Here is a 25,335-nt window from a genome sequence, read left to right on the forward strand (position 1 = left end):
CACCGATTATGATATAATTTTATGTCGCCTACTTCTGTAGTTTGAATGTCTGTTATCAGTATTACGCAAAAAATACGCAAAAAAAAGTGACCTCAGCCACCTGTCGCTCGCCCTCATCAAATTGCTGAGACATTCGATATTATTGTAGGCACGATCGCAAATTTCGGGCGAGCAATATTTAAGGTTCACCAAAAGTTTAATTAGAGGAGTTGTTATGCGACGATTATTTTCAGCACTAGCGGTTACAGGTTGCTTGGTGGCTGGATTACCCGCCATCAGTTTAGCCCAGTCCATGCCAGGATTCACGATTTTCGGCGGCCCCGAGCGCGCCAACCAATTAAGCTATCGCTTGGATTACGGTACAGCCGGGATGAGCGGCGATAGATATCGGCTGCGAATTCCTTCCAAAAAAGTAAGTTTGGCGATCGCCCAACTGAACATATCCTATCCAGACTACTACAAGGGCGAATTTGACCAAAAAGACATTAAAGTGCGCGTCAAAGATAAAACAATAGAATTGCAAGAAGTAATCTGGGACAAAGAAAATCGATTCATAGAAATTTATCCCAAAGAACCAATTGCTGCCGGCAACAATGTTGAGGTTGTACTCTCCAACGTCAGAAACCCATCTCCCGGCGGAATGTACCATTTCAACGTCCGCATCCGCACCCCCGGCGACGTTCCCTTGCTGCGTTACCTCGGTACTTGGCTGTTGAGCATTAATTGAGGGAAGGATTCGGGGAAGGAATTTTTCGTCAGTCAAGCGATCGCGACAGAAAAATTAAATGTGGCGATCGTTTTGCTGCGGGCAAAAATTTAACAATACTCAAATCCGCGTTTTCGGGAGTTGTAAAATAGAACTTTCGGCTCATATCGCAATTCTCAATGATTCGTAATAATGAGTCTAGGGGCAGTCCCTCGATGGTTGCCCTTGGCTAATTAGGGGTAGGCCCAGGGGCGCTACCCCTACCAAATGTTTACCAATCAAATAGGATTGCTCTAGCCGTACTCTCGCATGAATCTACTAGCAAAAATCAAAACTATACAAATTCCTCCAGCGCTGCGATCGAGAAATTATCGCCTGTTTTTTGCAGGACAAGGCATCTCCCTAATTGGCAATTGGATGACACAAGTCGCTACTGTTTGGCTTGTCTACAATTTGAGCGATTCACCTTGGATGCTGGGCGTAGTGGGATTTACAAGTCAAATCCCCACATTAATTTTACTGCCTTTTGCAGGAGTTTTAATCGATCGCTGGAACCGCCACCGAGTGATAATTGCCACTCAAATATTAGCGATGGTTCAATCCTTAGCGCTAGCATTTTTAGCGCTAACAGGAGTCGTTAACATTTGGCAGATCCTGGTACTGAGTTTCTTTCAAGGCGCAATTAATGCCTTTGACGCGCCGGCACGGCAAGCTTTTGTACCGGAACTTGTAGAAAAGAAAGAAGATTTAGCAAATGCGATCGCCCTCAACGCTTCCATGTTCAACGGAGCCAGATTAATCGGCCCAGCAATTGCAGGTTTGCTGATAGCTACAGTCGGCGCAAGTTATTGCTTTCTCATTGACGGGCTCAGCTACATCGCCGTAATTGCCGGCTTATTAGCGATGCAAATCAAAGCCCGTAAAATTGCCGCAACTAATACCAAACCCTTACAAAGATTAAAAGAAGGATTCGTTTATGCCTTCGGGTTTCCCCCAATTCGAGCAATTTTACTGCTATTAGCATTAGTAAGTTTTGCCGGAATGTCCCACACAGTATTAGTCCCAATTTTTGCCACCAAAATTCTGCAAGGCGACGCACAAACCCTCGGCTTTTTGATGGCATCTTCGGGAGTTGGCGCCTTCGCAGGCGCGATTTATTTGATTTCTCGCAAAAGTATAGTTGGCCTCGGCAAATGGATTGCGATTTCACCGGCCATTATGGGATTCGGACTGATAGGTTTTGGTTTGTCCCGCGTCTTGTGGCTGTCATTAATCATGATGTTGTTTGTGGGGTTTGGTTTCATTATCCAATTTGCAGGAGGAAACACATTGTTGCAAACAATTGTGGAAGACGACAAACGCGGAAGAGTCATGAGCATATACACGATGGCATTTTTTGGAGTGACACCGTTTGGGAATTTAGTTGCTGGCGGATTGGCCAATTATATCAACGCTCCCAATACAGTCATCATTGGAGGTATAATTTGTGTTTTAGGCTCCATAGTTTTTACCAAACAGTTGCCAGCTTTAAAAAACTTAGTCCGGCCACTTTATCAAAAAATGGGTTTAATTCCCCAGTAACAATTTAGTGTAAAAGCACAAAGGCCAACATTAAGCAACATTCCCAAAGCTAATATCTGACTGTATCTCTAGCAATCCTCAACAATTTGTAAACTTCTCTCTTTCCCTCTTCTCTTCTCTTTCTCTGTGCCCTTTGCGCCCTCTGCGGTTAAAAAATCCAAATTAATTACGCAACCAGAGGTTAAACCAAGCAAATACAAGTGCAATCGCATCTCTTTCAGAGATTCAAGCAGCTTTAGGCGCAACTTGAGAAAAAGGTTCTGGGATTTCCACCGCGTATCTAGTCGCAGAAATTGTTTTTTAACTTGTTCACCATTCTTGCTGGGCTTCTGCTTCTGCTTGGATTAAATTTTGCCGCAGTTGTACCCAATTTATTTGATGGGAGGGCAAATCTTCGATGAGCTTTCCGCGCTGTAAATGCAGAATTCGCGTGCTAAATTGCTCGGCTAATTCTAATTGGTGGTTGACCATTACAATTGTGGTTTGGCCGTTTGTTAGCTGTGTCAATACTTGCAAAAGGTGGGCGGCTTTTCCTGCGTCTAGGGCGGATGTTGGCTCGTCTAAAAGCAAGATTTTTGGTTGCAGGATGATGCCGCGGGCGATCGCCACGAGCTGTTTTTGGCCTGTGGAAAGCTGGAATTCGCTGCGATTGAGCCATTCTTGGGGTATGTGCAGTTGTTCGATCGCCCCGCTAATTCTCTCAGCAATGTTTGATGAAGTCACGCCCCGCAGCTTCAAAGGATAAGCCAATGCTTCTCGCACCGACATTCCCAAAAGCTTGGATTCTTGCAGGATGAGGGTGATTTGTTTGCGGAGTTCGATCGCAGGTATTTGGCGATATTCTGTATTTTCCAGATAAATCGAGCCGCTGGTGGGAGTGCTGAGGCGATTTAGCAACCGCAACAGCGTTGTTTTCCCCGCACCTGAAGGGCCAACAATTGCCACGCGAGATCCCTTGTGTACCTGAAACGATATATTTTCCAACAAATGACTTGAGGCGATCGGTGTTTTTAAACTAACATTATCAATTCGCAGTTGAGGATTTGTTTCTGTATTATTTTCCGAATAATTAGGCATTTAATTAATTAAAAATATGGCTTTCGTGGAACTGGCCTCTTGCCCGTTTTTAAGGCAGGCAAGATGCCCACTCCCCAATTTAACTCACTCTTTGTGGAACGGGCCTCTTGCCCGTTTTTAAGGCAGGCAAGATGCCCGCCCCACCAACTCCAACTCAAAGTTTTACAGCTTTTTCTAAAGGAAAACCTAGCTTTTCGCGCTGTTCCAAATAAAGCTGAGCAACTCGCCGCGCCAAATTGCGAATTTTGGTGATGTAGCGGGTTCTTTCCGTTACCGAAATCACGCCTCTAGCATCGAGCAAATTAAAAGTGTGAGAACATTTTAACACATAATCAAGACTCGGCAAAACCAATCCTTTTTTTGTCAATTGTTCGGCTTCTTGCTCGTACAATCCAAATAGAGTAAACAGCAATTCGGGATTAGAAGCTTCAAAGTTATAAGTACACTGTTCTATTTCTCCTTGCAGGTGAACGTCGCCGTAAGTGATGCCATCTTTCCACTGAATTTTCGTCATGGCATCGACTTCTTGGAGATACATTGCGAGGCGTTCTAGTCCGTAGGTAATTTCAATGGATACGGGGCGACAGTCAATGCTACCGCACTGTTGAAAGTAGGTAAATTGGGTGATTTCCATGCCGTCGAGCCAGACTTCCCAGCCGACGCCCCAAGCTCCGAGGGTAGGGGATTCCCAGTTGTCTTCTACGAAACGAATGTCGTGGTCTTCTGGGCTAATTCCTAATGCTCTGAGGGAGTCTAAATAGATGTCTTGGATGTTGGGAGGAGAGGGTTTAATTAAAACTTGATATTGATAGTAATGTTGGAAGCGGTTGGGATTTTCGCCGTAGCGTCCGTCGGTGGGGCGGCGACAGGGTTCGATGTAGGCGACTGACCAAGGTTCGGGACCGATTGCTCTGAGAAAGGTGTGGGGATTCATGGTTCCTGCACCTTTTTCTGTGTCGTAGGATTGGGCGATCAGGCAGCCTCGATCGCTCCAGAATTTGTTTAAGGTGGCAATGACTGATTGAAAATTCACTGGTTTAAATATGGCTAGTATGTGTCTCAACTTATTTAAGCATACTCAAGGCAGGGTTGATTGAAATAAACCCTGCCGAAATTAGATAAGAGATGCTGAACGTATCGCTGGATATTTAAGTTCTTTTTTCAGGTATATTGTATCGATCGAGTTATTGCGCTCGATAATAGCAATGTTTTCTAGATCGATACTCGCATTGCGATCGGGCGCGTTGAGTCACTAACTGACGCAAAGTGGCTCATACATAACTCATGCTGCTGTCTGTATTTGTAAGCATGAGCTTTGGCTAAGCGCACCCAAGGTTCTAGCAGCAAGTATCGATCGAGTTCGACTGCTTCCGATTGGGAGAGAGTGCCGGATTTATGGCGATCGAATAGTTCGACGATTTGGCGATCGTCTCTGGGGGGGTGAGTTCCTGGAGTGCGCGATCGAGGGCTTCTGGGAGGCGATCGCCCAATGGTTGCAGTTTTGCACCCCGGGCGATCGGGGATTTCTAATATAATTTTCATTAGCGGCGATGTGAGGATAGGAATTAGTTCGATTTTAACAAATGGGCGATTGATAGATAGTTTGAGGGTCCCTCAGTTTCCTTACCGTTGGCAATCCGATCGAAGATAGCGCTTAAGTCATCCTGAACATTAATGATAATTACCATTCTTCTCATATGTCAAAAATTAACCAAATTCAAAATAAGTTAAGAGAACTAGACGGTGGGGCTTTCCAAAAACTAGCTGACGCTTACCTCCACAAGAAAGGTTATGAGCAGATCAACTCGGTAGGGTCTGTGATTGGAGCAGATAAAGTCCGAAAGGGAACTCCTGACACGCTGGTGCTACTACCAAATGGTAAATACCTCTTTGCCGAACACACAACACAGCAAGACGGAATCTATGAGAAGCTCAAGAAGGATCTCGACAAGTGTTTTGATGAAGCAAAGACAGGTATAGCCGTTAAAAAAATTGACGAAGTTGTTATCTGCTATACGTCTACCCTTAAAACATCTGAGCTAGATTTACTCAGGGAACAGTGTCAGAAACGTGGGGTTAACCTCAATATCTTCGGCATCGATACACTCTCTTACGATCTCTACCAAAAATATCCAGGCATTGCACGAGATTTTCTTGGCATTGAGGTAGACACGAGGCAGATTGTTACTCCTGATGAGTTTGTTACTGCATACGACAAAAGTGCGATCGCCACTCCTCTTAGCACAACCTTCCACTTTCGGGAAGAAGAGTTAGCGCAGGTATTGCAGGGACTTGAGGAAAGCAATCTTGTTGTAGTGTCTGGTAAAGCAGGAGTAGGCAAGTCTCGGTTTGTACTGGAGTGTTGCGATCGATTTGTGGCAGTTCACCCTGAATACAAAGTTCAATGTATTTTTCTTCGAGGAGTAGATCTTTTTGAGGATTTGCGCGTCTACTTTGCGGAACCAGGCAGCTACCTCATTTTTGTAGATGACGCTAACCGTGTCAGTAAATTTGAATATTTCATTCAACTTCTTAGCGACCAGCGCGAGGATCAACAAATTAAAGTCATTGCTACTGTTCGAGACTATGCCCTGGAAAAAGTCCGAGAGGTAGCACGCTCCTATCCAGATTGGAGGGATTTAGAACTCAACCCTCTGAAAGAAGAGCAGATCAAGCAACTTGTTAATGATGAGTATGGCATTATCCATCCTCTCTACTCCGCGCGAATTGCCGAAATCGCTAAAGGCAATCCCCGACTTGCAATTATGGCCGCGGCAGTCGCGAAGCGGGAGAACACGCTGGAAAGCATTAGTAATGTATCGTCTCTTTATGACGAGTATTACGGCTCAATCCGCCGAGATATCGAAGAACTCGGTGACGAAAACATTTTGAAAGCGGCTGGTATTGTTGCATTCTTTAGGGCAGTAGATTACTCCAATAAGGAAATGATGGGAGCAATCGAGGAAGCATTCGGGATACCCCAGGAAGTGTTTTGGGAAGCGGTACGTCGGTTAGATGGCTGGGAATTGCTCGATCTGTACGAAAACGAGGTAGTACGCACCTCTGACCAAGTTCTTGCTACCTATTTTTTCTACCTTGCTTTCTTCAAGGAGCGATCGCTCGATTTTGCTGCTCTCCTACAGCACTTTTTCCCTCGCCTTCAGTATCGACTTGTTGATGTTCTCAACCCTGTCCTGAACACCTTTGATAGCATGAATATCCTTGAGGTAATGCGTCCTGATGTCGATCGGGCTTGGGAGACATACGAGAAAGCAGGAGATGAAGTAAACCTGATGCGCTTTATGCAAGTGTTTTGGTTACTCAAGCAGACAGATATACTTCTCTATGTTCGTGACTGTATCTCCAAAATTGAACCAGAGTCAGTAGACGTTTCTAAGCTGGAAATTAACCACAGCTCAAATCTCTCATCGCCTTCTCTACTCAGCACATTGGGTTTGTTCAGCTATTCAGATGAGAATAATCTCCGAATTGCGTTAGATCTCCTCTTTAAGTACCTCACCAAACGACCAAGCGAATTATCACAGGCGCTTTACCTTCTTACCAAACGATTAGGGTTTGAGTATGACTCATGGGCTTACGGATTCATTAAGCAGCAGATAGTCATTGATGAGTTGTGGAATAAAGTAAACGACGGAAAGGAGCAAGTATTATCAAAACTGTTTCTCGCAGTAGCTGAACATTACCTACAAACACAATTTGATACCACTAAATTGAATGGGAGAAGTACATTGAATATCATTGAATTTGAATTGCAACCTAGCCCAGAACTCATTAACTTGAGGCGGAGGATTTGGGAGCGGGTATTACAGCTTTACCAGATACCTATTTTCCAAAAAGAAGTGCTTGATCTTCTTCACAAATACTGCTTATCTGGTCACAAAATTTCTGTAAATGAGTTGATAGCACAAGATGCAGTGGAAGTCATTCCTTTTATCGAATCAACACTAGATTCTAGCAGCTATTGTCACTGTATTGTGGTTCAAGATTGCTTAGATCATCTTGAAAATCATCAGGTGGCATTCAGTGAGGATCTGCGCGACCGCTTTACAAACGACACTTATGCTCTATCCAAGGTACTTCTATTTGACTGGGGAGAGAGAAAAAACCGGGATTTGGAATACGAGGAATACCAGCAACTAAAGCGAGAACAGATTGAAGCACACTTCACAAACTACTGCTTCACAGATTACAAGCAGTTTTTCGAGCAATGTCTTGAGATTCAAGGAGAAACAGATCGTCGAAACCATAATAAATCTCATTTTCCGACTCGAGTGGTGGAAGTGCTAATAGCTCTGGCGGATCGGGATGGTGATCTATATGTTGAGGTACTAGAACACTATCTCAACCTTGGAGATCCACTTAAGCTCTATCACCGACCTCTTGTCAATAGGCTGATGAAAATTTATGGAGTTGAAGAAGCCTATCAATTTCTCAACAAACTCGATTACCCTTCAAGGCGGGAATGGTTGTTCGGCTTTTATCGCTTACTTCCTCAAGATGAGATTAAAGTTGAGTGCTTGGATCAGATATACGAACTGTATAGGGAGAGCGCACCCGATGAAATGCCGCAGGATTTAGACTTCCTTCTAAAATACCGCTCGTTCGATGAAAATGTAGTCGTCCGGGTAGTAGAGATTATCCTGGAGAAGATCGCTGAGGATTCAAACTACTCCTCTGCTCTATCTCTCTTCAAACAATACATGGAGGTAGACCAAGCTTTACTCGACCCCTTCAATAATTATCTAGATTTGCTCAAAAAAGCCTATCTTGCCGTCCTGAAAACAGACTGGCATAGAGAGTGCAACGAGCAAATTTTTACCTACATCCTAGACCTCGATCCTAACTTCATCTTTGAATATATCGATTGGATTGATAAGCAGAAAGAACAATCACACCATTTTCACGATACCCGTGACTATTCATTTCTTTGGAGGCGTGAAAACTATGAAGAAATAATGAGTCAGATAGTTGAACACCTTTATACACGGGAGCAAGAGCCCCGTCTATTGCCTATAAAATTTTTCATACTCACTGAAGGTGCTAGAGACAACGCTCTCATAGAAGAAAGACAGGATAGCTTACTAACAAAGCTCCTTGAAAAGCGGCATAAAGACATTGAATTTATACGGTTTTTGTTTGGTGCTATCGGCGATTTTTCTGATGAAAGACGCTTTCGATTTATCGCTTTATTCCTTAAAAGCAATAATAATTTTGAGGAATTTGAAAAACTTCCTCTTGAACCCGCTACTTGGAGTTGGCAAGGAAGTGCTGTTCCCATGTATCAGACTCGTGTCAAGTATTTCGAGTCGCTCCTTCAACTGCTCAATACTGTGGATTTTCTGCAACACAAGCAATATGTGGAACGATACGTTCATGGGCTTCGGGAAAGAATTGAGCAGGAAAAGAAGAAGAACTTTATGGAAGACTAAGTTTCAAATTAATGTCAGCAGTGCGATCGCAGTGCTGACCTAGTACGTAGCACGATAGCCTTTGCGAAAAAATTCAACAGGGCGATCGTTTCCCCAAAGTCCTATAGCGAGATCGCAATTTCAGCAGATAACCAGTCAGCGCGTCCAACGGATTTACCTCGATGAATTGCCAGAAGCCACAGATCGATCGCGCTTGAGTCAAAGTTGTTAAACTGATAATCGAGCCAGCAGAGACAGCAGCAGAACAAGCGCGGCAGTCGATCGCAATAACCCGACAACCGATATCCAATCCCACCGTTCAACGCGATTTAATTAACCTCATCGAAACAATTATCGTCTACAAACTCCCCCAGAAAAGCCGCGAGGAAATTGCCGCCATGTTGAATTTAAGCGAAATAGTCAGAACCCCGACTTCTTGAATAAGTCGGGGTTCTGACAGTGAAAAAGTTGAGATTACTTTCTAGTTTAGTCTGCAGGAGCGAGGGAAACTAACAGAGTGATGTTGTCAACGCCGATGACATAAACCGTGTCTCCCGGTGTGAGGGTGATTTGGCCATCGCACCGTGCGGGCCACCAGCTACCTTGGAAGCGGACGCGACCTGTTTGATTCGGGTAAATCGATTCATCGACGACTGCTTCTTCGTTGAAGTAGTGAAAATTGGTGTTGATGTAGTTATCCATTAAGAGATTGTTTTCTGGGCTGTAGGTGTGAGTAGAAAAAATAGAACCGAAAGCTTTTATTACGTTAAACATTTTGTTGACTCCTTTTGTGTTAAAATATATCGAAGTTTAATCGCCTATTTTGTGTTCTTTGAAAAGTAGCATTTCCTGGTTGAAATTGATGACCAGGTTGTTCATGCTCTGATTTAGTCTGCGGGAGCGAGGGAAACTAACAGAGTGATGTTGTCAACGCCGATGACATAAACGGTGTCTCCTGGTGTTAGGGTGATTTGGCGATCGCAACGTGCGGGCCACCAGCTACCTTGGAAGCGGACGCGACCTGTTTGATTCGGGTAAATCGATTCATCGACGACTGCTTCTTCGTTGAAATAGTTAAAATTGGTGTTGACGTAATTTTTGATGAGCATATTGTTAGCGCCGCTGTATCCTTGGGTAGAGAAAATCGAGCCGAAAGCTTTTACTACGTTGAACATGATATTTACTCCTGTGGTGTTAAAATATGTGGATGTGTAATTGTCTGTTTATGCTATTTGAGAGGCTGCATTTCCTCGGTTAAGATTGATTGATTGCCTTGATATTTCATTGTTCCTGCCTTCCGTCGTTCTATCAGGATAAAAGGCAAAGAATTTTTGAAATGTTGAGGGGATTTGAGAAGCGGTTGGGGGGAGTATAAATCCAGTAATTCCGAGGTATTGAATTAAGGATTTCATTGTTGAGCAGTTGGTGGGATTTACCTCAAGGGTAGATGTGGTTAGCTACATTAGAGATTGTCTGATTCCGCATTACTGCTGCTGTGAATATCTGTGATTTTTGGGTTTAACTTTTGGGTTGAATTTTTTGATTGGCTTGTGACTCACTTGCTTTACATTTACTAATTTGCCAGGAGTCGAATATCTTTGGTGCGATCGCCAGTCCACTTTCCGAGTCTGGTACTGGCACAGGACACTTTCAAACCTGCAAACAACGATTTTGCAAAGGTTTCTGCCTACCTATCAGGCTGGTAGCTGTGCCAATTTAGTCAAGTGGACTATCGCAAACACTGAATTATGAACTTACGCCGTCTCGATCGCCCAATCCGGAATATCCATACATATCTAGTCCGTGACTTACGCACCAAACCTCTAAAAACCCAGTTTCTGACACCCTGTGCGCCATTAGGGGCCCGTAAGCGGATCTATGATATGAGGCACTTTACCAGGGCACTCACCCGCCCTCCCCATGCGATGTTGATTTGTACCTACCTATTTAGGCATAGAAAATAGGCGATCGAGATTGACGCAGATATCAGGAGGCGGTAGGAGTTTTTGATCGATGCGGCTCGATCGCACCCTGTTATCCAATTATTGAACGGGTCGAACTTAAAATCCATTCATAAATTCAGAATCTTAAGTTCATAAAAGTCATAATTATAGACAACCTGCTTGATACTGCATAATTGTTACAGGAATTCTGAATAAAGTTTTAGCTAATTGAGACAAACCGAACTTGAATTTAAGCGACTGTGGCAATTCTTGTACGGAAACTTCTACGAAGCCAAAGCGAGTATAAAATGATGCGAGCCGCTTTCCCAAACATTCTAAATATAGCGGTTCTGTAGCTTGTTGAATTAAATATTTTGCGAGGTAGCTTCCCAAACCTCGATCGCGCCAATCTTTCGCCACCACCAAACTGCCCAATTCTTGCGCGCCCGCAAAGTTCCGCAACTGTCCGCAAGCTGCCAATTTTCCCTCGCATTCGATGACCCAGAATTGCTCCCAGCGCAACTGAGTTGGATCGAGTTGGGCGCTCCACACTAACATTCTAATTGATTTGATGTCTTGAGCTGATGCTGGGCGGATGGCGCATTCAGACGGCAACGAAAAAAAACTTTCATTCATTATGATTCCATAAAATTAGCTTTAAGTAGGTAGGCGCTCTAAAACACAATTATGTTAAGGATTGTAAAGTATCCAAATGCCCTAAGCGTTGCTAAGTTAGCCCTGTTGACCTATTGTTACATAGCTCGGTTTAATCGCGCTTACCTACTTAACTACCGTCAGGCTTTTTTCAAGCTATACCGTAGGGTACAGAGTAATCTTTATGGGCTGGGACAACGCCGATGGCTCTTGGTCATTGCTCCCGCAGTCAGATGCCCGACACCAATGACAAATGACATTTCTAATACCCAGGCGGGCGTTGAAAAAAACCAGTTACTTGAGTTAATTTTTCCGCAATCTCTAGCAGTTTCAGATCGCTTCCACGGCGTCCCACCACTTGGACGCCGATGGGTAGTCCTTCTTTTGACTGGGTAAAGGGCAGCACTACGGCAGGGTTGCCAGTTAAATTGAAAATTGTTACGTAAGCACCTATTGTTGTCCAATAAGAGAACTCGCGACCATCCACCTCAATGGGTTCTCCTGGCTGACGGTGGGTGAAAGCAGGCACTGGCACCACTGGACACAGCCAAGCATCCCAATTAGATAAGAAACTTTCGATATTAGCAATCAGAATATCGCGCTCAATGAGGGCGGTGACATATCGTTGTTGCTGTTGAATCTGCGTCAGGTTTGGCTGGGATAAACCCAATTCAAATTTATAAATATTGAGGTAAGTATCACGTACCGCATTGCTATCAAAATTTGGCGGCACGTTGTGTTGCTCTACATAGCATCCTATATCTGTCAGGGATGATGCTAATTTCTCTAGAGCAGCTTTGGTTTGAGCTGTGGCTGGAATCTCACCAAAACCTTCTGTCCAAGCGTAGCGGTACGATTGTAGCGTGGTTGCTGGGTTAACTTGTTTGGATATCGGTATTACTTCTGGCTGGCGGGGGTCTGGATCTTGAATCAGTGACAGGCACAATCGCAAGTCTTCTACAGAGCGGGCAAGAGGCCCTATTGTTTGTAAGTGGTGGATAGTTTTAGGTGTTCCTGGTAATTCTGGAATATGTCCAAATGTTGAGACGCGATTCTGGGTTGGTTTCAAGCCGAAAATGCCACAGAAGTGAGAGGGAACGCGGATTGACCCACCAATATCACTACCAAGTTCAAGAGGGGATAACCCCGCAGCTATAGCACTCGCTCCACCCCCAGTGCTGCCGCCTGGCGTATATTCATGGTTCCAGGGGTTGTTTGTTCTACCAAACAGAGGACTGTTGGTCTGAAAGTTACCAGCTAGTTGTGGTGTATTCGTCTTGCCCAAAATAATTGCTCCAGCAGCACGCAGTCGAGCGACGACGGTAGCATCTTGCTTTGGGACATAATTAGCTAAGGGTTGATAACTGCTGGTTGTGCCTAATCCTTTGGTTTCGAGGGTGTCTTTGATAGTTACGGGTACTCCATGTAAGGGCCCCCAATTTTCTCCTTGAGCTAATGCTCGATCTGCCACTTTCGACTGCGCGATCGCATTTTCCGCATCCAGAGTCACAATCGCATTTAGTGCTGGGTTGTATTGAGCAATCTGACTCAAATAAGCTTCTATTACTTCTGTTGAAGAGACTTGACGAACACGGATTGCTTTTGCTAATTGATGAGCAGTTAAATAAACTAAATCATTCATTCTAATTAACTCTTGTTATCAATACCTAAGTAGGTAGGCGCTGTAAAACACAATTATGTTAATGATTGTAAAGTATCCAAATTCGCTAAGCGTGGCTAAGTTAGCCCTGTTGACATATTGTTACATAGCTCGGTTTAATCCCGCTTACCTACTTAGTAAATTTATTCTTATTTTCCGGGTCGAGTTCCAGAGGGTGCATTTAAGTATAACTTCAATCACTAGAAATTATACCACCTAGCCGCTTCAAAATGCGAAAAACTTCGTAAAGTTCATTTCCGGTATTCGCAATATCGAAAAGTTTAGATACGGCATACTGCGGTGTGTCTCGTTTGGTCATTTTGATAAATCGAAAGCTGCTACCATTCGTCAGAAGCCCAAATGTTACTGGTTCGGGGCTGGGGCCATTCAGCATATAAAATAGTAACTGATGAAGCCCAGCTTCAATAGAATATTGAGAGCGTTTTTCTTCGATCGCAACTACCCAAAAAGATTTCAGCAATAGCAGGACATCGATGCTACCCTTGACAATTGTATCTTCATCTTCAATAGTCAGTTCAACTGATTTTTCTGCCTCTATGTGAAAGGGAGTCAAGTAGAAATCTGCTAAAAATAGCAAAGGAGCCAGTACCACCATTTTTACGGTATCTTCCAGCATCGCGTACTTGACACTGTTGATATAACCTGCTTTTACGTTGTCGAGCGCTCGCTTTTTGTCATCGCTAATTTCCGGTAAATCGTCAATCCACTCCCGGAAGAATTGCTCGTCTTCACAAAGTTGAAAATAAAATTTTGTTTCGACATCTAGCAGAGTCAGTGTTTTTGCTTGAATGCTTTGTGTCATAGTTTTATTTAGTTATTTATTAGCTGTAATTTATTGTAGCATATCAACTGTCGATCGCCTCCAACAACACCTCCGCGCCAAACCTTACCGCATCGGTACAAAGCAATCCCGTTTCTGCTTGAACTTCAGCTATTGCTAACAGCGCATCTTCCTGATTTAAGTGATGAGTGTTGAGGGCAATCGCGCTCACTTTTCCCCCTGCAAAAGCACCCGCAGCAGCAGCAACCATTTCGTACAGTTCGACCACTTTTGATAACTTAGGAATCGATACGTGCGGGTGATTGCGAATGCTAGTTTGTCCGGCTCTGTGGGCTAAAATTAAGTGAGTTGGCTGCGAACCCCGCAACAGCGGCAGAGTCGCCGTCGAACCTGGATGCAATAACGAACCTTGCCCTTCTACGTGCAGAATATCGCATTCAGAACCCAATTTAATCACCATTTGTTCGACAGCACCAGCGGCAAAATCAACTCGCACTGCATCCAAAGGAATACCTTCATTTCCGATCATTAAACCCGTTTGTCCGGTTGCCAAAAATTTGGAACGCAAACCCCGCTGTAAGCAAATGCGGTTGAGTTCTAAACTGGTTGACATTTTGCCAACGCTCATATCTGTGCCAACGGTTAACACGCGGCGACAGTTTAATTTAGCAGCAGCGGCAGAGGCGATCGCACCGACAGATTTCGGTTCCTGACGCACGTCCCAAATCCATTGATTTTCGGTTAAGGGAACTGTTATCAAAGGTGCAAGTTTTGCGTGCAAACCGTTGACAATTGACAAACCTGCTGCTACCGCTTGATTAATTTCTGGCAGCCATTCCGCAGGCAAAACACCGCCGGAAGGAGCGATACCAATTAACAGAATATCCGGCGCAAATAGCAGTGCTTCTGCAACGGAAGCAACTATCGGTGCTTGTTGAGGAATGCCAGTTAATTCAGGTAAAGATTGTCCTGCACATTGGAGGTCTATTACGGCTACAATTTGTGCTTCGCTATAGCGCAAAAATGCTAAGCCTGTTTTGCCGGAAGGACCAAGAATTCCCTCATGCAGCAAGATAGCAACTTTGCCATTTTTGATCGGATAGTTTTTAGTCATTGGTTCACTGTAAGTAGATGAAGCTTGAAAATACATCAGGGCTGGACGCAGTGAGTGAAACTTTAGCTTTCACGAGCCGAAGGAAGGCAATCGCAAAGTTTATGATAGCTTGATATGCTGTTACATAGTAAAGTTTATTTTCGCCGACCTACTTACTTCTATTCTCCAATCTCAATTCGCCGCACTCCCAATCCCGATCGCCCGTTTGGCAGCAAACACCCATTTTCGACGATCGCACCGGTGAAAGGATCGTCTAATAAATTTAAGTGACTGTCCAAATCCAAATAGTCCGCTAGGGGGGAAAGTTGCGCTGCTGCTGTATTTGCGATCGCGCTATCTGAATAGCAGCCGAACATTACTTGCAAATCGCAGGCTTTTGCTGTGTGAATCATCCGCATTGCTTCGGTCAATCCCCCTGACTTCATCATTTTGATATTGATGCCGTGGACGCAGTGCGCTAACTTGGGTATATCGGAACTATTAAAGCAACTTTCATCCGCAAAAATTGGCAGGGGCGATTGACGGTACAGTTCTGAGAATTCCTCCATATCTGCCAGGGGTGAAAGCGGCTGTTCGACATAATTTATATTGTATTTTTCCAGCCAGTGACACATCTCTGCTGCATCTTTTAAACTCCAACCGCCGTTAGCATCTACACTGATTTTAAGGTTAGGGGGGGCTTCGTCTAGCACTGCTATTAACATAGCTTTGTCGGCTTCTATTCCTGCGGGATTTCCTAATTTGACCTTGACGGCGCGGTATTTGATACCTGCTGGATCTTTGCCAAACCAATCGCGCACTCTTTCTCTTGCACCAGAGGGCGAATTAATGCCGATTGTGACGGAGGTGGGGACGATGCGCGATCGATCTAATCCCCACATTTTCCACAGCGGCAAGCCTGCTTTTTTGCCCAGCCAGTCGTGCATTGCCATGTCTATGCCGGCCCGGGCGGCTGAGGGTAAGTTGACCTCTGTTAATACTTGTTCGATTTTTTGGCGATCGAACGGAGTAAACTTTTCTAGCAGCGGTGCAACTTCCTGCAATGCAGCTACCAGAATTTTGGTAGTTTGGGGCTGAGAACCTGTGGAAAAGGGCGATGCTTCTCCCCAGCCTTCGATTCCTTCGTGTGCTAATTTTACCCATAAATTGGTACTTTGGGCTGTTGTACCGCGGCTGATGGTAAGCGCAAACCGCTTGCGTACAGTGAAAGTTTCAATTTGAACGTGCATTGTCAGTGATTGGTTATTTTTTGTAGATAAAAATCCGAGGTGGCGGATTGCGCCACTATTGCCATTTTTTACTTTTTACTTTATAGTTTGATTTTCCTTGTTCTAGTTTATCAAAAACTTGATGAAATTCCTGATTTCTGTTTCGCCGAAGAGAGTTGCTTTCTCTCTCAGCATTTGGGTGCTCTTCTTTGCTGTTGCTGGTTGCATCGTACAAGTTCTCCGCTACGGTTTTAACTATCAACAACGCTGGATTAGTTTGTTTAACTTAGACAGAGAAATAAATTATCCTTCGTGGTACTCGTCATTTACTTTGCTGTTTTGCGCGATTTTGCTAGGTATTATTGCTAGTGCTAAGAAGAAGCAGGGCGATCGCTATTTTGGACACTGGAAAGCGCTGGGGTTCATCTTTGTATTTTTTTCGTTAGATGAAATTTTGAGTCTGCACGAAATATTAATTATTAACGACTTGCGAAAGGCACTGGATTTAGGGGGACTTTTTTACTTCATTTGGGTAATTCCGGGGGCGATTTTTGTTGTTGTTACTGGGCTGGCTTATCTCAAGTTTCTCCGGCACCTACCCCGGAAAACAAGGGATTTATTTTTACTGGCAGGCAGTATATATGTCGGTGGAGCACTTGGCATGGAAATGGTTTGTGGCTATTATGCAGATGCGGTAGGTCAGCGAAATTTGATCTACGGTTTGATGGCTTCTGTTGAGGAAATTTTGGAAATGGTAGGGGTGATCGTATTTATCTATGCCCTGCTGTCTTACATCGGTTCCCATCTTGAAGATATTGATGTGCGGTTAAAGATAGTGCAGAATCAAGAGAGGTAAAACTGACGATTGACCCAAATTATTAGGGCGGTTGAAATCGCCGACATTATGACTATCTACTTTTACAGCACTCGCAGCGAATACGGCTGTTTTTCTAATTTTTCCAGTCATGGATTCGAGTTAGAGGGAGAATATTGGCCCACTACTGAACATTATTTTCAAGCACAAAAGTTTCCCGCAACGCCTCACTGCGACCAAATTCGCCAAGCAAAAACGCCGAAGGATGCAGCAAAAATGGGGCGCGATCGCTCTCGTCCCCTCCGCAAAGATTGGGAAGAAGTAAAAGATGATCTCATGGGAAAAGCCGTACTCCGCAAATTTGAAACTCATCCCGACATTAGAGAAATTTTACTAGCTACTGGCGATGAGGAAATAGTCGAAAATTCTCCTAGTGATTACTATTGGGGTTGCGGTAAAGATGGCAGTGGCAAAAATATGTTGGGCCAGATTTTAATGGAAGTAAGGGAAATATTGCGAAAACGCACGCCAGAGTAAAACATAATTTAAATTTCCCATCATAAAGCAGGACTTGTTTAATCGTAAGTCCTGCAAGGCTCTAGGCGAGCATTTTCCCAATTTTATTAAACACGCTGACTCAAAAATCCGCCTGACCAACTGTCGAATTTTGTGCCAATCTCCTCAGGCTGTTCTGGTAGAGGGTTTAGCCTCTCCGAGAAGACTGCAAAGCAGGGGAAACGGTAAAAACCCTGCACCACCTTTTGATTCCAACAACTACTGTCAACCCGAATTAACTTTTCTCGTCGCAAGTACAGCATTTGTGCGCCAGTCGCCTCCCGGACACCGTTCTCCTTAGGTTGGCGATTCACAGGTCAAACAGCAAAAGTCCTGTTCTGGTTAAAGTTTGTTTTTTATTGATGCTGTATCTTTCTATTGTGTGGGATTTATGTCAAGTTTTAGCTGTTGTACAGAATTCTTTACATTGGTGATTTATTTGGATATAGTTGCGCCACTCTGTCGCAGTTGCTGTTGAATTCGGTTAAATTCTTTCTGTTCTGCGCTTAGCAAAGTATTGTCGATCGGCGATCGCATATCCCACTGCAATTCGGACAATAACAACAAACAGCCGGCCATAATTATTCCTGTGGTTAGATATTGCCAAGGTGCAACAAATGTTAATAGAGGTATGCTAAATAAATGAGTTAGTCCAATCAGGAGAAAAGTGCGCGATCGCAAACCTAATCCCGTCAACAAATAGCCGATCGCGCTCAACCCCAACCACAAATCGCAAAGGTGCAGCAAGAAACTTCCCCAACCGGCAAAAATACTGCAATCCGTCAGAACCAAACCAGTTATCATCAAAATCGCCCAAGAGTAAAGAATCCAGCTAACACGCTCGACTCTTACCCAAAACAAAGTCAAAACAGCCATTACCGCAGTACCAATTAGAGTCAAACTTGACCACAGAATCGCCTGAAAGCTCCAACTGATGGGGAAAAACTGAGCCGTAAAAAAAATCCCCCCTGTCACCAAACCCCAAAGCAGAAAAGTTTGGTCGATGCGGGTATAAAGTCCTGAGAAAAGAGTAATATTTCCAATTTGCCAGCGGAGTTGCAACAGGCCTTCGCGGTCTTGTACGTCGAGATGTTCCTGTTTGCAGCGGATTAGGGGTTCGGAGGCGTTGAAAAAGGTCATCCAGTGTTGGGGAAAGTATGAAGTTTTGTGTATTGTAACAAGTCTTAAGGAATATTTTTCAGATTTTTTCTTGTTTCCCGGCTCTGCCTGGGGACGCAGATTTGGAGGCTCTGCCTCGCAAGTCTTAGACTCGCGGGAGGCAGAGCCTCTGGATATCGATTCCCAGGCAAAGCCGGGAAACCAGTTAATTGATTTTGTCTGTCGATTCCTGATATACGTCAAATTTGACGTACAATAAAAAAAGTAGATTTCAAAAATATAATTAAGGAGAGAATATGAAAGCGAATCCAGGGGGAAAAATTGCTCCGGCGGAAGTCATCGGCAGGGGTGAGCTAATTTCAGGTTTGTGGGAGATTTTAGAGCGGCAAAGCCTGATTTTGAGTGCAGAGCGCAGGATGGGAAAAACTTCGGTAATTCAAAAGATGTGCGCGGAGCCTCGCTCAAACAAATTGCCTATTTATCATGACTTAGAATTTGTTCGATCGCCCTTAGAATTTGTCGAGACTGTCTTTAAGGATGTCGAAGAATATTTAACAGGTTTTAACCGCAATGCTAAGAAGACTCGCGCATTGCTAACTCAACTGGGAGGTACAGAATTTAGCGGTTTCAAGTTACCCGAAATTGCCGCCCCTCACTGGAAAGCATTGCTGACTCAAACGATCGCAGATTTGGTAGAAAATCAAGACCCCACTATCATCTTTTTTTGGGATGAAGTGCCGTATATGCTCGGTAAGATCGGCGACGAATCGGCAATGGAATTGCTGGATACTTTGCGCTCGATCCGCCAGATGTACCCTGCTGTCAGAATGGTTTATACAGGCTCAATTGGCTTGCATCATGTCATTGGCTCTCTCAAAAAATCTGGCTATGCGAACGATCCTACTAATGATATGTACATCCAAGATGTGCCGCCGCTGTCTCCTACAACTGCCACTAATTTAGCCCGACGGTTGCTTGAAGGTGAGAACATTTCTACACCTGATATTCAAGGAACAGCGGTTTTTATCGCTGACGAAGTGAATTATATTCCGTTCTACATTCACCACATAATTGCTAAAGTAAAACAGCTCGGCTGCTCGGTGGATATACCAGCGATTAAAGCAATAATTGCTGATTCTCTGAACGATCCCCTGAATCCGTGGATGATGCAACATTATGGCGATCGAATTAAGACATATTATAAAGATTCGCAGTATCTTTATGCTGTGAATTTGCTGGATATTTTGGCAGTTGCAGACCAGCCTGTGGTATTTGATGAATTGTTTAATCGTCTCAAGCAAGAGTCAGAAACTCAAGACAAGGAAATAGCGAGGGATGTGTTAAGGCTTTTGCAGCAGGATTATTATATCAAAAAGGGTGATTTAGGATTTCAATTTCGCTACCCGCTGATTCAAAAATACTGGAAATCCTTGAGATGTTGATATTCTCCTAGTTCCCAGGCTTCACTTTAAACCGAAACTCCGAAACTCCGACAGTCCGACAGTCCGACAGGGAATTCATTCCCTGGCGGACTAAATAACCAACCCAATCAATCCATGAAAAATACATTTATCTCTCGATTTACTCCTAGCTTAATGGCACCAGAAACCCTGGAAGCTATCTTAGTAAAACGTCACACACTAGCAGAACGATTAGTAGAGCTAATTCGGGTGAGCGCGCTAACAGATAACAAGCATTTTCAACTGCTAATTGGGCCGCGCGGCATTGGCAAAACGCACTTGGTTTCACTGATTTATCATCGCGTTGCTAAGATGGAAGATTTGCAGGAGAAATTGCTAATTGCGTGGCTTAGGGAGGAGGAGTGGGGGATTGCGTCTTTTTTAGATTTATTGCGGGGAATATTTCGGGCAATTGCTAAAGAATATCCAGAAGTATATGAAGCTCAGTTACATGATGAGGTTGAAAAGCTTTATGATTTATCGCTGGAACAAGCTGAATTTACGGCGGCAGAATTGCTGAAAAATTTTGTTGGCAAGCGGGTGCTGTTGTTGATTGTCGAAAATTTAGAGGACGTGTTTAGCGGGTTGGCGGATTTCGGGCAAAAGCAGTTGAGGGCCTACATTCAAAATTATTCGTTTTTGACGATTTTGGCGACATCACAAAGTTTGTTTGATGGAGTCAAACTCTATGATCATCCTTTTTATGGCTCTTTCAATCCACATATATTAAATGAGTTTAACGTCGATGATGCTGTAGATTTGTTAAATCACATTGCTAAGTTAGAAGGAAATAGTGATTTAGCATCTTTTATTCAAACTCCAAAAGGGCGCGATCGCATTAAAGTTGTTCATTACCTTTCTGGTGGCAGTCCTCGCGTGTATATTGTTTTTTCTGCTTTTCTGATGACTCCTGAATCGCTAGATAAATTGGTAGAACCGTTCATGGCAATGCTGGATGACCTCACGCCATACTATCAGGATCGGATGAAATATATTTCACCTCAGCAGCGCAAGATTGTTGACTTTTTGTGCGATCGAGGTGGTGCTGCACCAGTCAAAGAAATTGCTAAACGCTGTTTTATCGAACAGCGAACTGTATCTAGCCAACTTAAAGATTTGCGAGATAAGGGTTATGTCACAACTGAGGAGATAGGACGGGAATCGTGGTATGAATTGCGGGAACCATTGATGCGTTTTTGTCTGGAGGTAAAGAAGCAGCGAAATGAACCGATTCGATTAATTGTGGATTTTATTCGGGTTTGGTATACGCGGCAAGAGTTGCAGCAGCGATTGGGATTGAGGATGGCCGATGTTGATTTGGCGGAGAAAGAAAGTCATTTTATGTATCGGCAAGGTTTGCAACCGATTCCACCTGACGCTGTGATGGAACGAGAATATTATACCCGGGCGCTTGAGGCTATTGAGAGAAATGAGGAAGACCCGCGTCTGAAGGCTTATTTTGATGAAATTGAAAATTGTCACGAACAAAAAGATGATGCTTCGGCTTTAGAATATGCGGAAAAATTGGTAACGAGTCGCGGCGAGGCAAAGGATTGGGTAGAAAAGGGACGCTGCTTAAATAGGCTTAAACGCCACGAGAAAGCTTTGGAATGTTTAGATAAGGCTATTGAAAAGGACTCCTATGATGCGAGGGCTTGGCGTATCCGAGGTGATGTACTCGACGGCCTCGAACGCTATGAAGAAGCTTTAGTCTCTTACGATCGGGCGCTCGAACTTGACCCTAATGATAAGTGGGATTGGGTTCGGCGAGGCGATGTACTCAACAGTCTTAAACGCTATGAAGAAGCCTTAGCATCTTTTGATCGGGCGCTCGAGCTTGATACCAATGATCAGTTGGTTTGGTTTCTTCGAGGTCTTTTACTCGACGACCTCGAACGCTATGAAGAAGCCTTAGCATCTTTTGATGGGGCGCTCGAGCTTGATACCAATGATCAGTCTGCTTGGAGGTGGCGAGGCAATGTACTGAAAAACCTCAAACGCTATGAAGAAGCCTTAGTATCTTACGATCGGGCGCTCGAACTAGATGCCAACGATCAGTGGGCTTGGGTTAACCGAGGCAATGTACTCAAAAACCTCAAACGCTATGAAGAAGCCTTAGAATCTTACGATAGGGCGATCAAACTAGATGCCAATTATCAGTGGGCTTGGCATATGCGAGGTGATGTACTCAACAACCTCGAACGCTATGAAGAAGCCTTAGAATCTTTTGATCGGGCGATCAAACTAGATGCCAATTATCAGTGGGCTTGGGCTAACAGAGGTAATGTACTCAACAACCTCGAACGCTATGAAGAAGCCTTAGAATCTTACGATAGGGTGAGCGAGCTTAATGCCAATGATTCGCCTGTTTGGGTGTTACGAGGCAATGTACTCAACAACCTCGAACGCTATGAAGAAGCCTTAGAATCTTACGATAGGGCGCTCGAGCTTGATGCCAATGATTCGCCTGTTTGGGTGTTACGAGGCAATGTACTCAAAAACCTCAAACGCTATGAAGAAGCCTTAGAATCTTACGATAGGGCGCTCGAGCTTGATGCCAATGATCAGTGGGCTTGGGGTGTACGAGGCATTGTACTCAACAACTTAAAACGCTATGAAGAAGCCTTAGAATCTTACGATAGGGCGCTCGAGCTTGATGCCAATGATCAGTGGGCTTGGGGTGTACGAGGCATTGTACTCAACAACTTAAAACGCTACGATGAAGGTTTAGTATCTTTTGATCGCGCGATCGAACTTGATGCCCATTATCACTTGGTTTGGTTTCTTCGAGGTCTTTTACTCGACACACTCAAACGTTATGAAGAAGCCTTAGTATCTTACGATAGAGCGATCGAACTTGATATCAATTATCAGTGGGCTTGGGTTAAGCGAGGCAATGTACTCAAAAACCTTAAACGCTATGAAGAAGCCTTAGTATCTTACGATAGGGCGATCGAACTTGACGACAATGATCCGTGGGATTGGGCTAGCAGAGGCGATGTACTCGACAATCTCAAACGCTATGAAGAAGCTTTAGAATCTTACGATCGGGCGATCGAACTTGATATCAATTATCAGTGGGCTTGGGCTAATCGAGGCAATATACTCAATAACCTCAAACGCTATGAAGAAGCCTTAGCATCTTTTGATCGAGCGATTGAACTTGATGCCCATGATCCCTGGGATTGGAATCAGCGAGGCGATGTACTCTACAATCTCAAACGCTATGATGAAGCATTAGCATCTTACGATCGAGCGAGCGAACTTGGTTATCAAGATTCATCTGTCTTCTTCAACCGCGCTATTACCATTCTCGGATTGAATCGCTGGGATGAAGGCATCGCCACCTTAGACGACGCATTCCAACGCCTAGAACCAGGCGATGAAGCTGAGGCAGATGGTGCCAAGTTAATTATCAAAAACCTATTCGCGATCGCCCACGCTCGAACGATAACTCAAACTCGTATCACTAGCCTAATTGCAGTTTACGAAAAACACGAATATCTCTCAGTCTTAGGACAGGGAATTGTGCGAAACATCCCCGCGCTAATGTCAGAAATGGTAAGCGACAAAGCAGCACGCACTTGGTTAGAATTGTGGCAAGAACTAACCAGCAAGTACGAAGAATTCCAAATTCCCATCCGCCTGCTGAATGCGGCTGTCCGCTATAAGGAAACCAAGGGCGACCGACGAGTTTTGCTAGAACTTCCCATAGAAGAACGCAATTTATTAGAACCGTTGGTGTCAACAAAACCAGAATAAGCTGAAAACTAAACTAGCTATAATTTAGATAAGCAGCTATTTACACTATACACTTAACATTGTGTAAGTCCTTTTATGTAATATGTTATGCAAAATCCCCGCCAAATAGCATTTCTCGCACTCCGCGAAGTCCACCGCCGCGGTGCATTCGCAGATGCCGCACTCGATCGCGCTTTCAGCAATTCTCAACTCAACGACCTCGATCGGCGTTTAGTGACAGAATTAGTTTACGGTAGCGTCAGGAGAATGCGATCGATCGACTTCATCATCGACCAACTAGCAACAAAGAAATCCTCCCAACAACCGCCCGAACTCCGCACCATCCTACATTTAGGGTTATATCAACTCGAATATCTCAACCAGATTCCCCCCTCCGCCGCTGTCAACACCACCGTTCAACTAGCAAAAGAAAACGGATTTTCAGGACTCAGCAGTTTTGTCAACGGTTTGTTGCGCCAATACATCCGTTTAACAGATAACGGCTTAAATCCATTAACAGTTACTAATTATAAATCAACCGTTGAACGCCTAGGAATTTTGCACAGCTTCCCCGAATGGCTGGTAAAATTGTGGATCGAACAAATAGGCGAAACCGAAACCGAACAACTCTGTGAATGGTTCAACCAATCTCCCACAATTCACCTGAGAATCAATCCTTTAAAAAGCTCGATCGCTCAAATCGAAGCCGCCTTCAAATCCCAAAACATCAGCGTTAGCAGAATCCCACATTTACCACAAGCATTAAGACTAAATGGCAGCATCGGCGCAATTCAAAACCTCCCCGGCTACAGCGAAGGTTGGTGGACAATCCAAGACAGCAGCGCTCAATTAGTCACCCATTTATTAGGGCCGCAGCCGGGGGAAACTATCATCGATGCCTGCGCCGCACCGGGGGGGAAAACCACCCACAGCGCCGAATTAATGCAGGATGAAGGCACTATTTATGCCTGCGACAAAACCGCCAGCAGACTCAAAAAACTTAAAGAAAATGCAGACAGACTCCAGATGAAATCCATTAAAATTCATACCGGAGACAGCCGCCATTTCCCAGAGTTTGTTAACCTCGCAGACAGAGTTTTACTAGACGCACCTTGTTCTGGCCTCGGAACCCTCCACCGCCGCGCCGACGCCCGCTGGCATCACACGCCCGAAAACATTCAACAACAATCTCAACTGCAATCGGAATTACTAGCAAATGCAGCGACATTTGTCAAGTCCGGCGGCGTATTAGTTTATGCAACTTGCACAATTCATCCCTTGGAAAATGAAACAGTTATTCGATCGTTCTTAGACAGCAATCCTCACTGGCAAATAGAACCGCCAACAATTGATTTACCCGTACAGCCATCACCCGAAGGATGGGTGAAAGTTTGGCCGCACAGACATCAGATGGACGGCTTTTTTATGGTGAGGCTAAAGCACTTGAAAAAGCAGTAAAGTCCTTACTCCAA

21 protein-coding genes are annotated in these 25,335 nt (G+C 44.3%); 9 read left to right on the plus strand and 12 right to left on the minus strand.

Translation table 11 applies throughout. The features are described from left to right. The first annotated feature begins 214 nt into the window (after positions 1 to 214). Both QUB25_RS21730 and QUB25_RS21735 read left to right on the plus strand, forming a co-directional pair. Complete coding sequence (locus QUB25_RS21730; protein ID WP_333035270.1) at positions 215 to 727, plus strand: DUF2808 domain-containing protein; 513 nt, start codon at positions 215 to 217, stop codon at positions 725 to 727. Positions 728 to 1,015: 288 nt separating this feature from the next. Beyond that, entirely contained in the window at positions 1,016 to 2,287 is a 1,272-nt protein-coding gene (locus QUB25_RS21735; protein ID WP_333185973.1) for an MFS transporter, read from the plus strand. A gap of 309 nt (positions 2,288 to 2,596) precedes the next feature. Here QUB25_RS21735 and QUB25_RS21740 read toward each other — a convergent pair whose 3' ends face one another. The 3 genes from QUB25_RS21740 to QUB25_RS21750 form a co-directional block, all read right to left on the minus strand. Then, positions 2,597 to 3,364 (minus strand): ATP-binding cassette domain-containing protein, encoded by a 768-nt coding sequence (locus QUB25_RS21740; RefSeq protein WP_333185976.1) that lies wholly within the window; start codon positions 3,362 to 3,364, stop codon positions 2,597 to 2,599. Positions 3,365 to 3,518: 154 nt separating this feature from the next. Then, positions 3,519 to 4,397, minus strand: coding sequence for a glycine--tRNA ligase subunit alpha (glyQ, locus tag QUB25_RS21745; RefSeq protein WP_333185980.1), 879 nt, complete (start codon positions 4,395 to 4,397; stop codon positions 3,519 to 3,521). 179 nt (positions 4,398 to 4,576) lie between these two features. Continuing rightward, complete coding sequence (locus QUB25_RS21750; RefSeq protein ID WP_333185982.1) at positions 4,577 to 4,906, minus strand: hypothetical protein; 330 nt, start codon at positions 4,904 to 4,906, stop codon at positions 4,577 to 4,579. A 155-nt stretch (positions 4,907 to 5,061) separates the two neighbouring features. Here QUB25_RS21750 and QUB25_RS21755 point away from each other — a divergent pair, with 155 nt between their 5' ends. Continuing rightward, positions 5,062 to 8,814: a hypothetical protein gene (locus QUB25_RS21755; protein ID WP_333185985.1), complete on the plus strand. Its 3,753-nt coding sequence runs from the start codon at positions 5,062 to 5,064 to the stop codon at positions 8,812 to 8,814. A gap of 73 nt (positions 8,815 to 8,887) precedes the next feature. On the opposite strand, the gene QUB25_RS21760 is transcribed toward QUB25_RS21755, so the two are convergent. Beyond that, positions 8,888 to 9,103 carry a hypothetical protein gene (locus QUB25_RS21760; protein WP_333185988.1) on the minus strand — a complete coding sequence of 72 codons (216 nt, stop codon included), beginning with the start codon at positions 9,101 to 9,103 and terminating at the stop codon, positions 8,888 to 8,890. On the opposite strand from QUB25_RS21760, the gene QUB25_RS29895 reads away from it, so the two are divergent. After that, on the plus strand, positions 9,033 to 9,233 hold the full coding sequence (locus tag QUB25_RS29895; protein WP_445251977.1) for a DUF2887 domain-containing protein: 201 nt from the start codon (positions 9,033 to 9,035) through the stop codon (positions 9,231 to 9,233). The two genes, QUB25_RS21760 and QUB25_RS29895, sit on opposite strands and share 71 nt — an antisense overlap. 46 nt (positions 9,234 to 9,279) lie before the next feature. Here the strand turns inward: QUB25_RS29895 and QUB25_RS21765 are convergent, their stop codons facing one another. From QUB25_RS21765 to QUB25_RS21795, 7 genes are all read right to left on the minus strand, one after another. After that, the gene (locus QUB25_RS21765) at positions 9,280 to 9,567 is read right to left on the minus strand and encodes an NfeD family protein (RefSeq protein ID WP_333185990.1); all 288 of its coding nucleotides are present in this window, start codon (positions 9,565 to 9,567) and stop codon (positions 9,280 to 9,282) included. Between the two features lie 113 nt (positions 9,568 to 9,680). Next, positions 9,681 to 9,968 (minus strand): NfeD family protein, encoded by a 288-nt coding sequence (locus QUB25_RS21770; RefSeq protein ID WP_333035279.1) that lies wholly within the window; start codon positions 9,966 to 9,968, stop codon positions 9,681 to 9,683. A 933-nt stretch (positions 9,969 to 10,901) separates the two neighbouring features. Then, on the minus strand, positions 10,902 to 11,372 hold the full coding sequence (locus QUB25_RS21775; protein WP_333185993.1) for a GNAT family N-acetyltransferase: 471 nt from the start codon (positions 11,370 to 11,372) through the stop codon (positions 10,902 to 10,904). A 280-nt stretch (positions 11,373 to 11,652) separates the two neighbouring features. Further along, positions 11,653 to 13,032: an amidase gene (locus tag QUB25_RS21780; RefSeq protein WP_333185996.1), complete on the minus strand. Its 1,380-nt coding sequence runs from the start codon at positions 13,030 to 13,032 to the stop codon at positions 11,653 to 11,655. Between the two features lie 211 nt (positions 13,033 to 13,243). Next, positions 13,244 to 13,873, minus strand: coding sequence for a type I restriction endonuclease (locus QUB25_RS21785; RefSeq protein ID WP_333185998.1), 630 nt, complete (start codon positions 13,871 to 13,873; stop codon positions 13,244 to 13,246). Between the two features lie 43 nt (positions 13,874 to 13,916). Continuing rightward, positions 13,917 to 14,966 carry a DUF1611 domain-containing protein gene (locus tag QUB25_RS21790; protein ID WP_333186001.1) on the minus strand — a complete coding sequence of 350 codons (1,050 nt, stop codon included), beginning with the start codon at positions 14,964 to 14,966 and terminating at the stop codon, positions 13,917 to 13,919. Positions 14,967 to 15,124: 158 nt separating this feature from the next. Beyond that, a complete protein-coding gene (locus QUB25_RS21795; protein ID WP_333186003.1) occupies positions 15,125 to 16,195 on the minus strand; it encodes a dipeptide epimerase in 1,071 nt (356 codons plus the stop codon). A 121-nt stretch (positions 16,196 to 16,316) separates the two neighbouring features. On the opposite strand from QUB25_RS21795, the gene QUB25_RS21800 reads away from it, so the two are divergent. Both QUB25_RS21800 and QUB25_RS21805 read left to right on the plus strand, forming a co-directional pair. Continuing rightward, complete coding sequence (locus QUB25_RS21800) at positions 16,317 to 17,030, plus strand: hypothetical protein (protein WP_333186006.1); 714 nt, start codon at positions 16,317 to 16,319, stop codon at positions 17,028 to 17,030. 48 nt (positions 17,031 to 17,078) lie between these two features. Further along, a complete protein-coding gene (locus QUB25_RS21805) occupies positions 17,079 to 17,525 on the plus strand; it encodes an NADAR family protein (RefSeq protein ID WP_333186046.1) in 447 nt (148 codons plus the stop codon). Positions 17,526 to 17,978: 453 nt separating this feature from the next. Here the strand turns inward: QUB25_RS21805 and QUB25_RS21810 are convergent, their stop codons facing one another. Then, positions 17,979 to 18,683 (minus strand): hypothetical protein, encoded by a 705-nt coding sequence (locus QUB25_RS21810; protein WP_333186008.1) that lies wholly within the window; start codon positions 18,681 to 18,683, stop codon positions 17,979 to 17,981. A 275-nt stretch (positions 18,684 to 18,958) separates the two neighbouring features. Between QUB25_RS21810 and QUB25_RS21815 the strand changes: the two genes are divergently transcribed. The 3 genes from QUB25_RS21815 to QUB25_RS21825 all read left to right on the plus strand — a co-directional run bounded on the left by QUB25_RS21815 (position 18,959) and on the right by QUB25_RS21825 (position 25,321). Beyond that, positions 18,959 to 20,104 (plus strand): hypothetical protein, encoded by a 1,146-nt coding sequence (locus QUB25_RS21815; protein ID WP_333186011.1) that lies wholly within the window; start codon positions 18,959 to 18,961, stop codon positions 20,102 to 20,104. Between the two features lie 114 nt (positions 20,105 to 20,218). Beyond that, positions 20,219 to 23,884, plus strand: coding sequence for a tetratricopeptide repeat protein (locus QUB25_RS21820; RefSeq protein ID WP_333186015.1), 3,666 nt, complete (start codon positions 20,219 to 20,221; stop codon positions 23,882 to 23,884). An 87-nt stretch (positions 23,885 to 23,971) separates the two neighbouring features. Then, positions 23,972 to 25,321, plus strand: a complete 1,350-nt coding sequence (locus QUB25_RS21825) for a 16S rRNA (cytosine(967)-C(5))-methyltransferase (RefSeq protein WP_333186018.1) — start codon at positions 23,972 to 23,974, stop codon at positions 25,319 to 25,321. Positions 25,322 to 25,335: the final 14 nt, after the last annotated feature.

The organism is Microcoleus sp. B3-D7 (assembly GCF_036705305.1).
Classification (GTDB): Bacteria; Cyanobacteriota; Cyanobacteriia; order Cyanobacteriales; family Microcoleaceae; genus Microcoleus.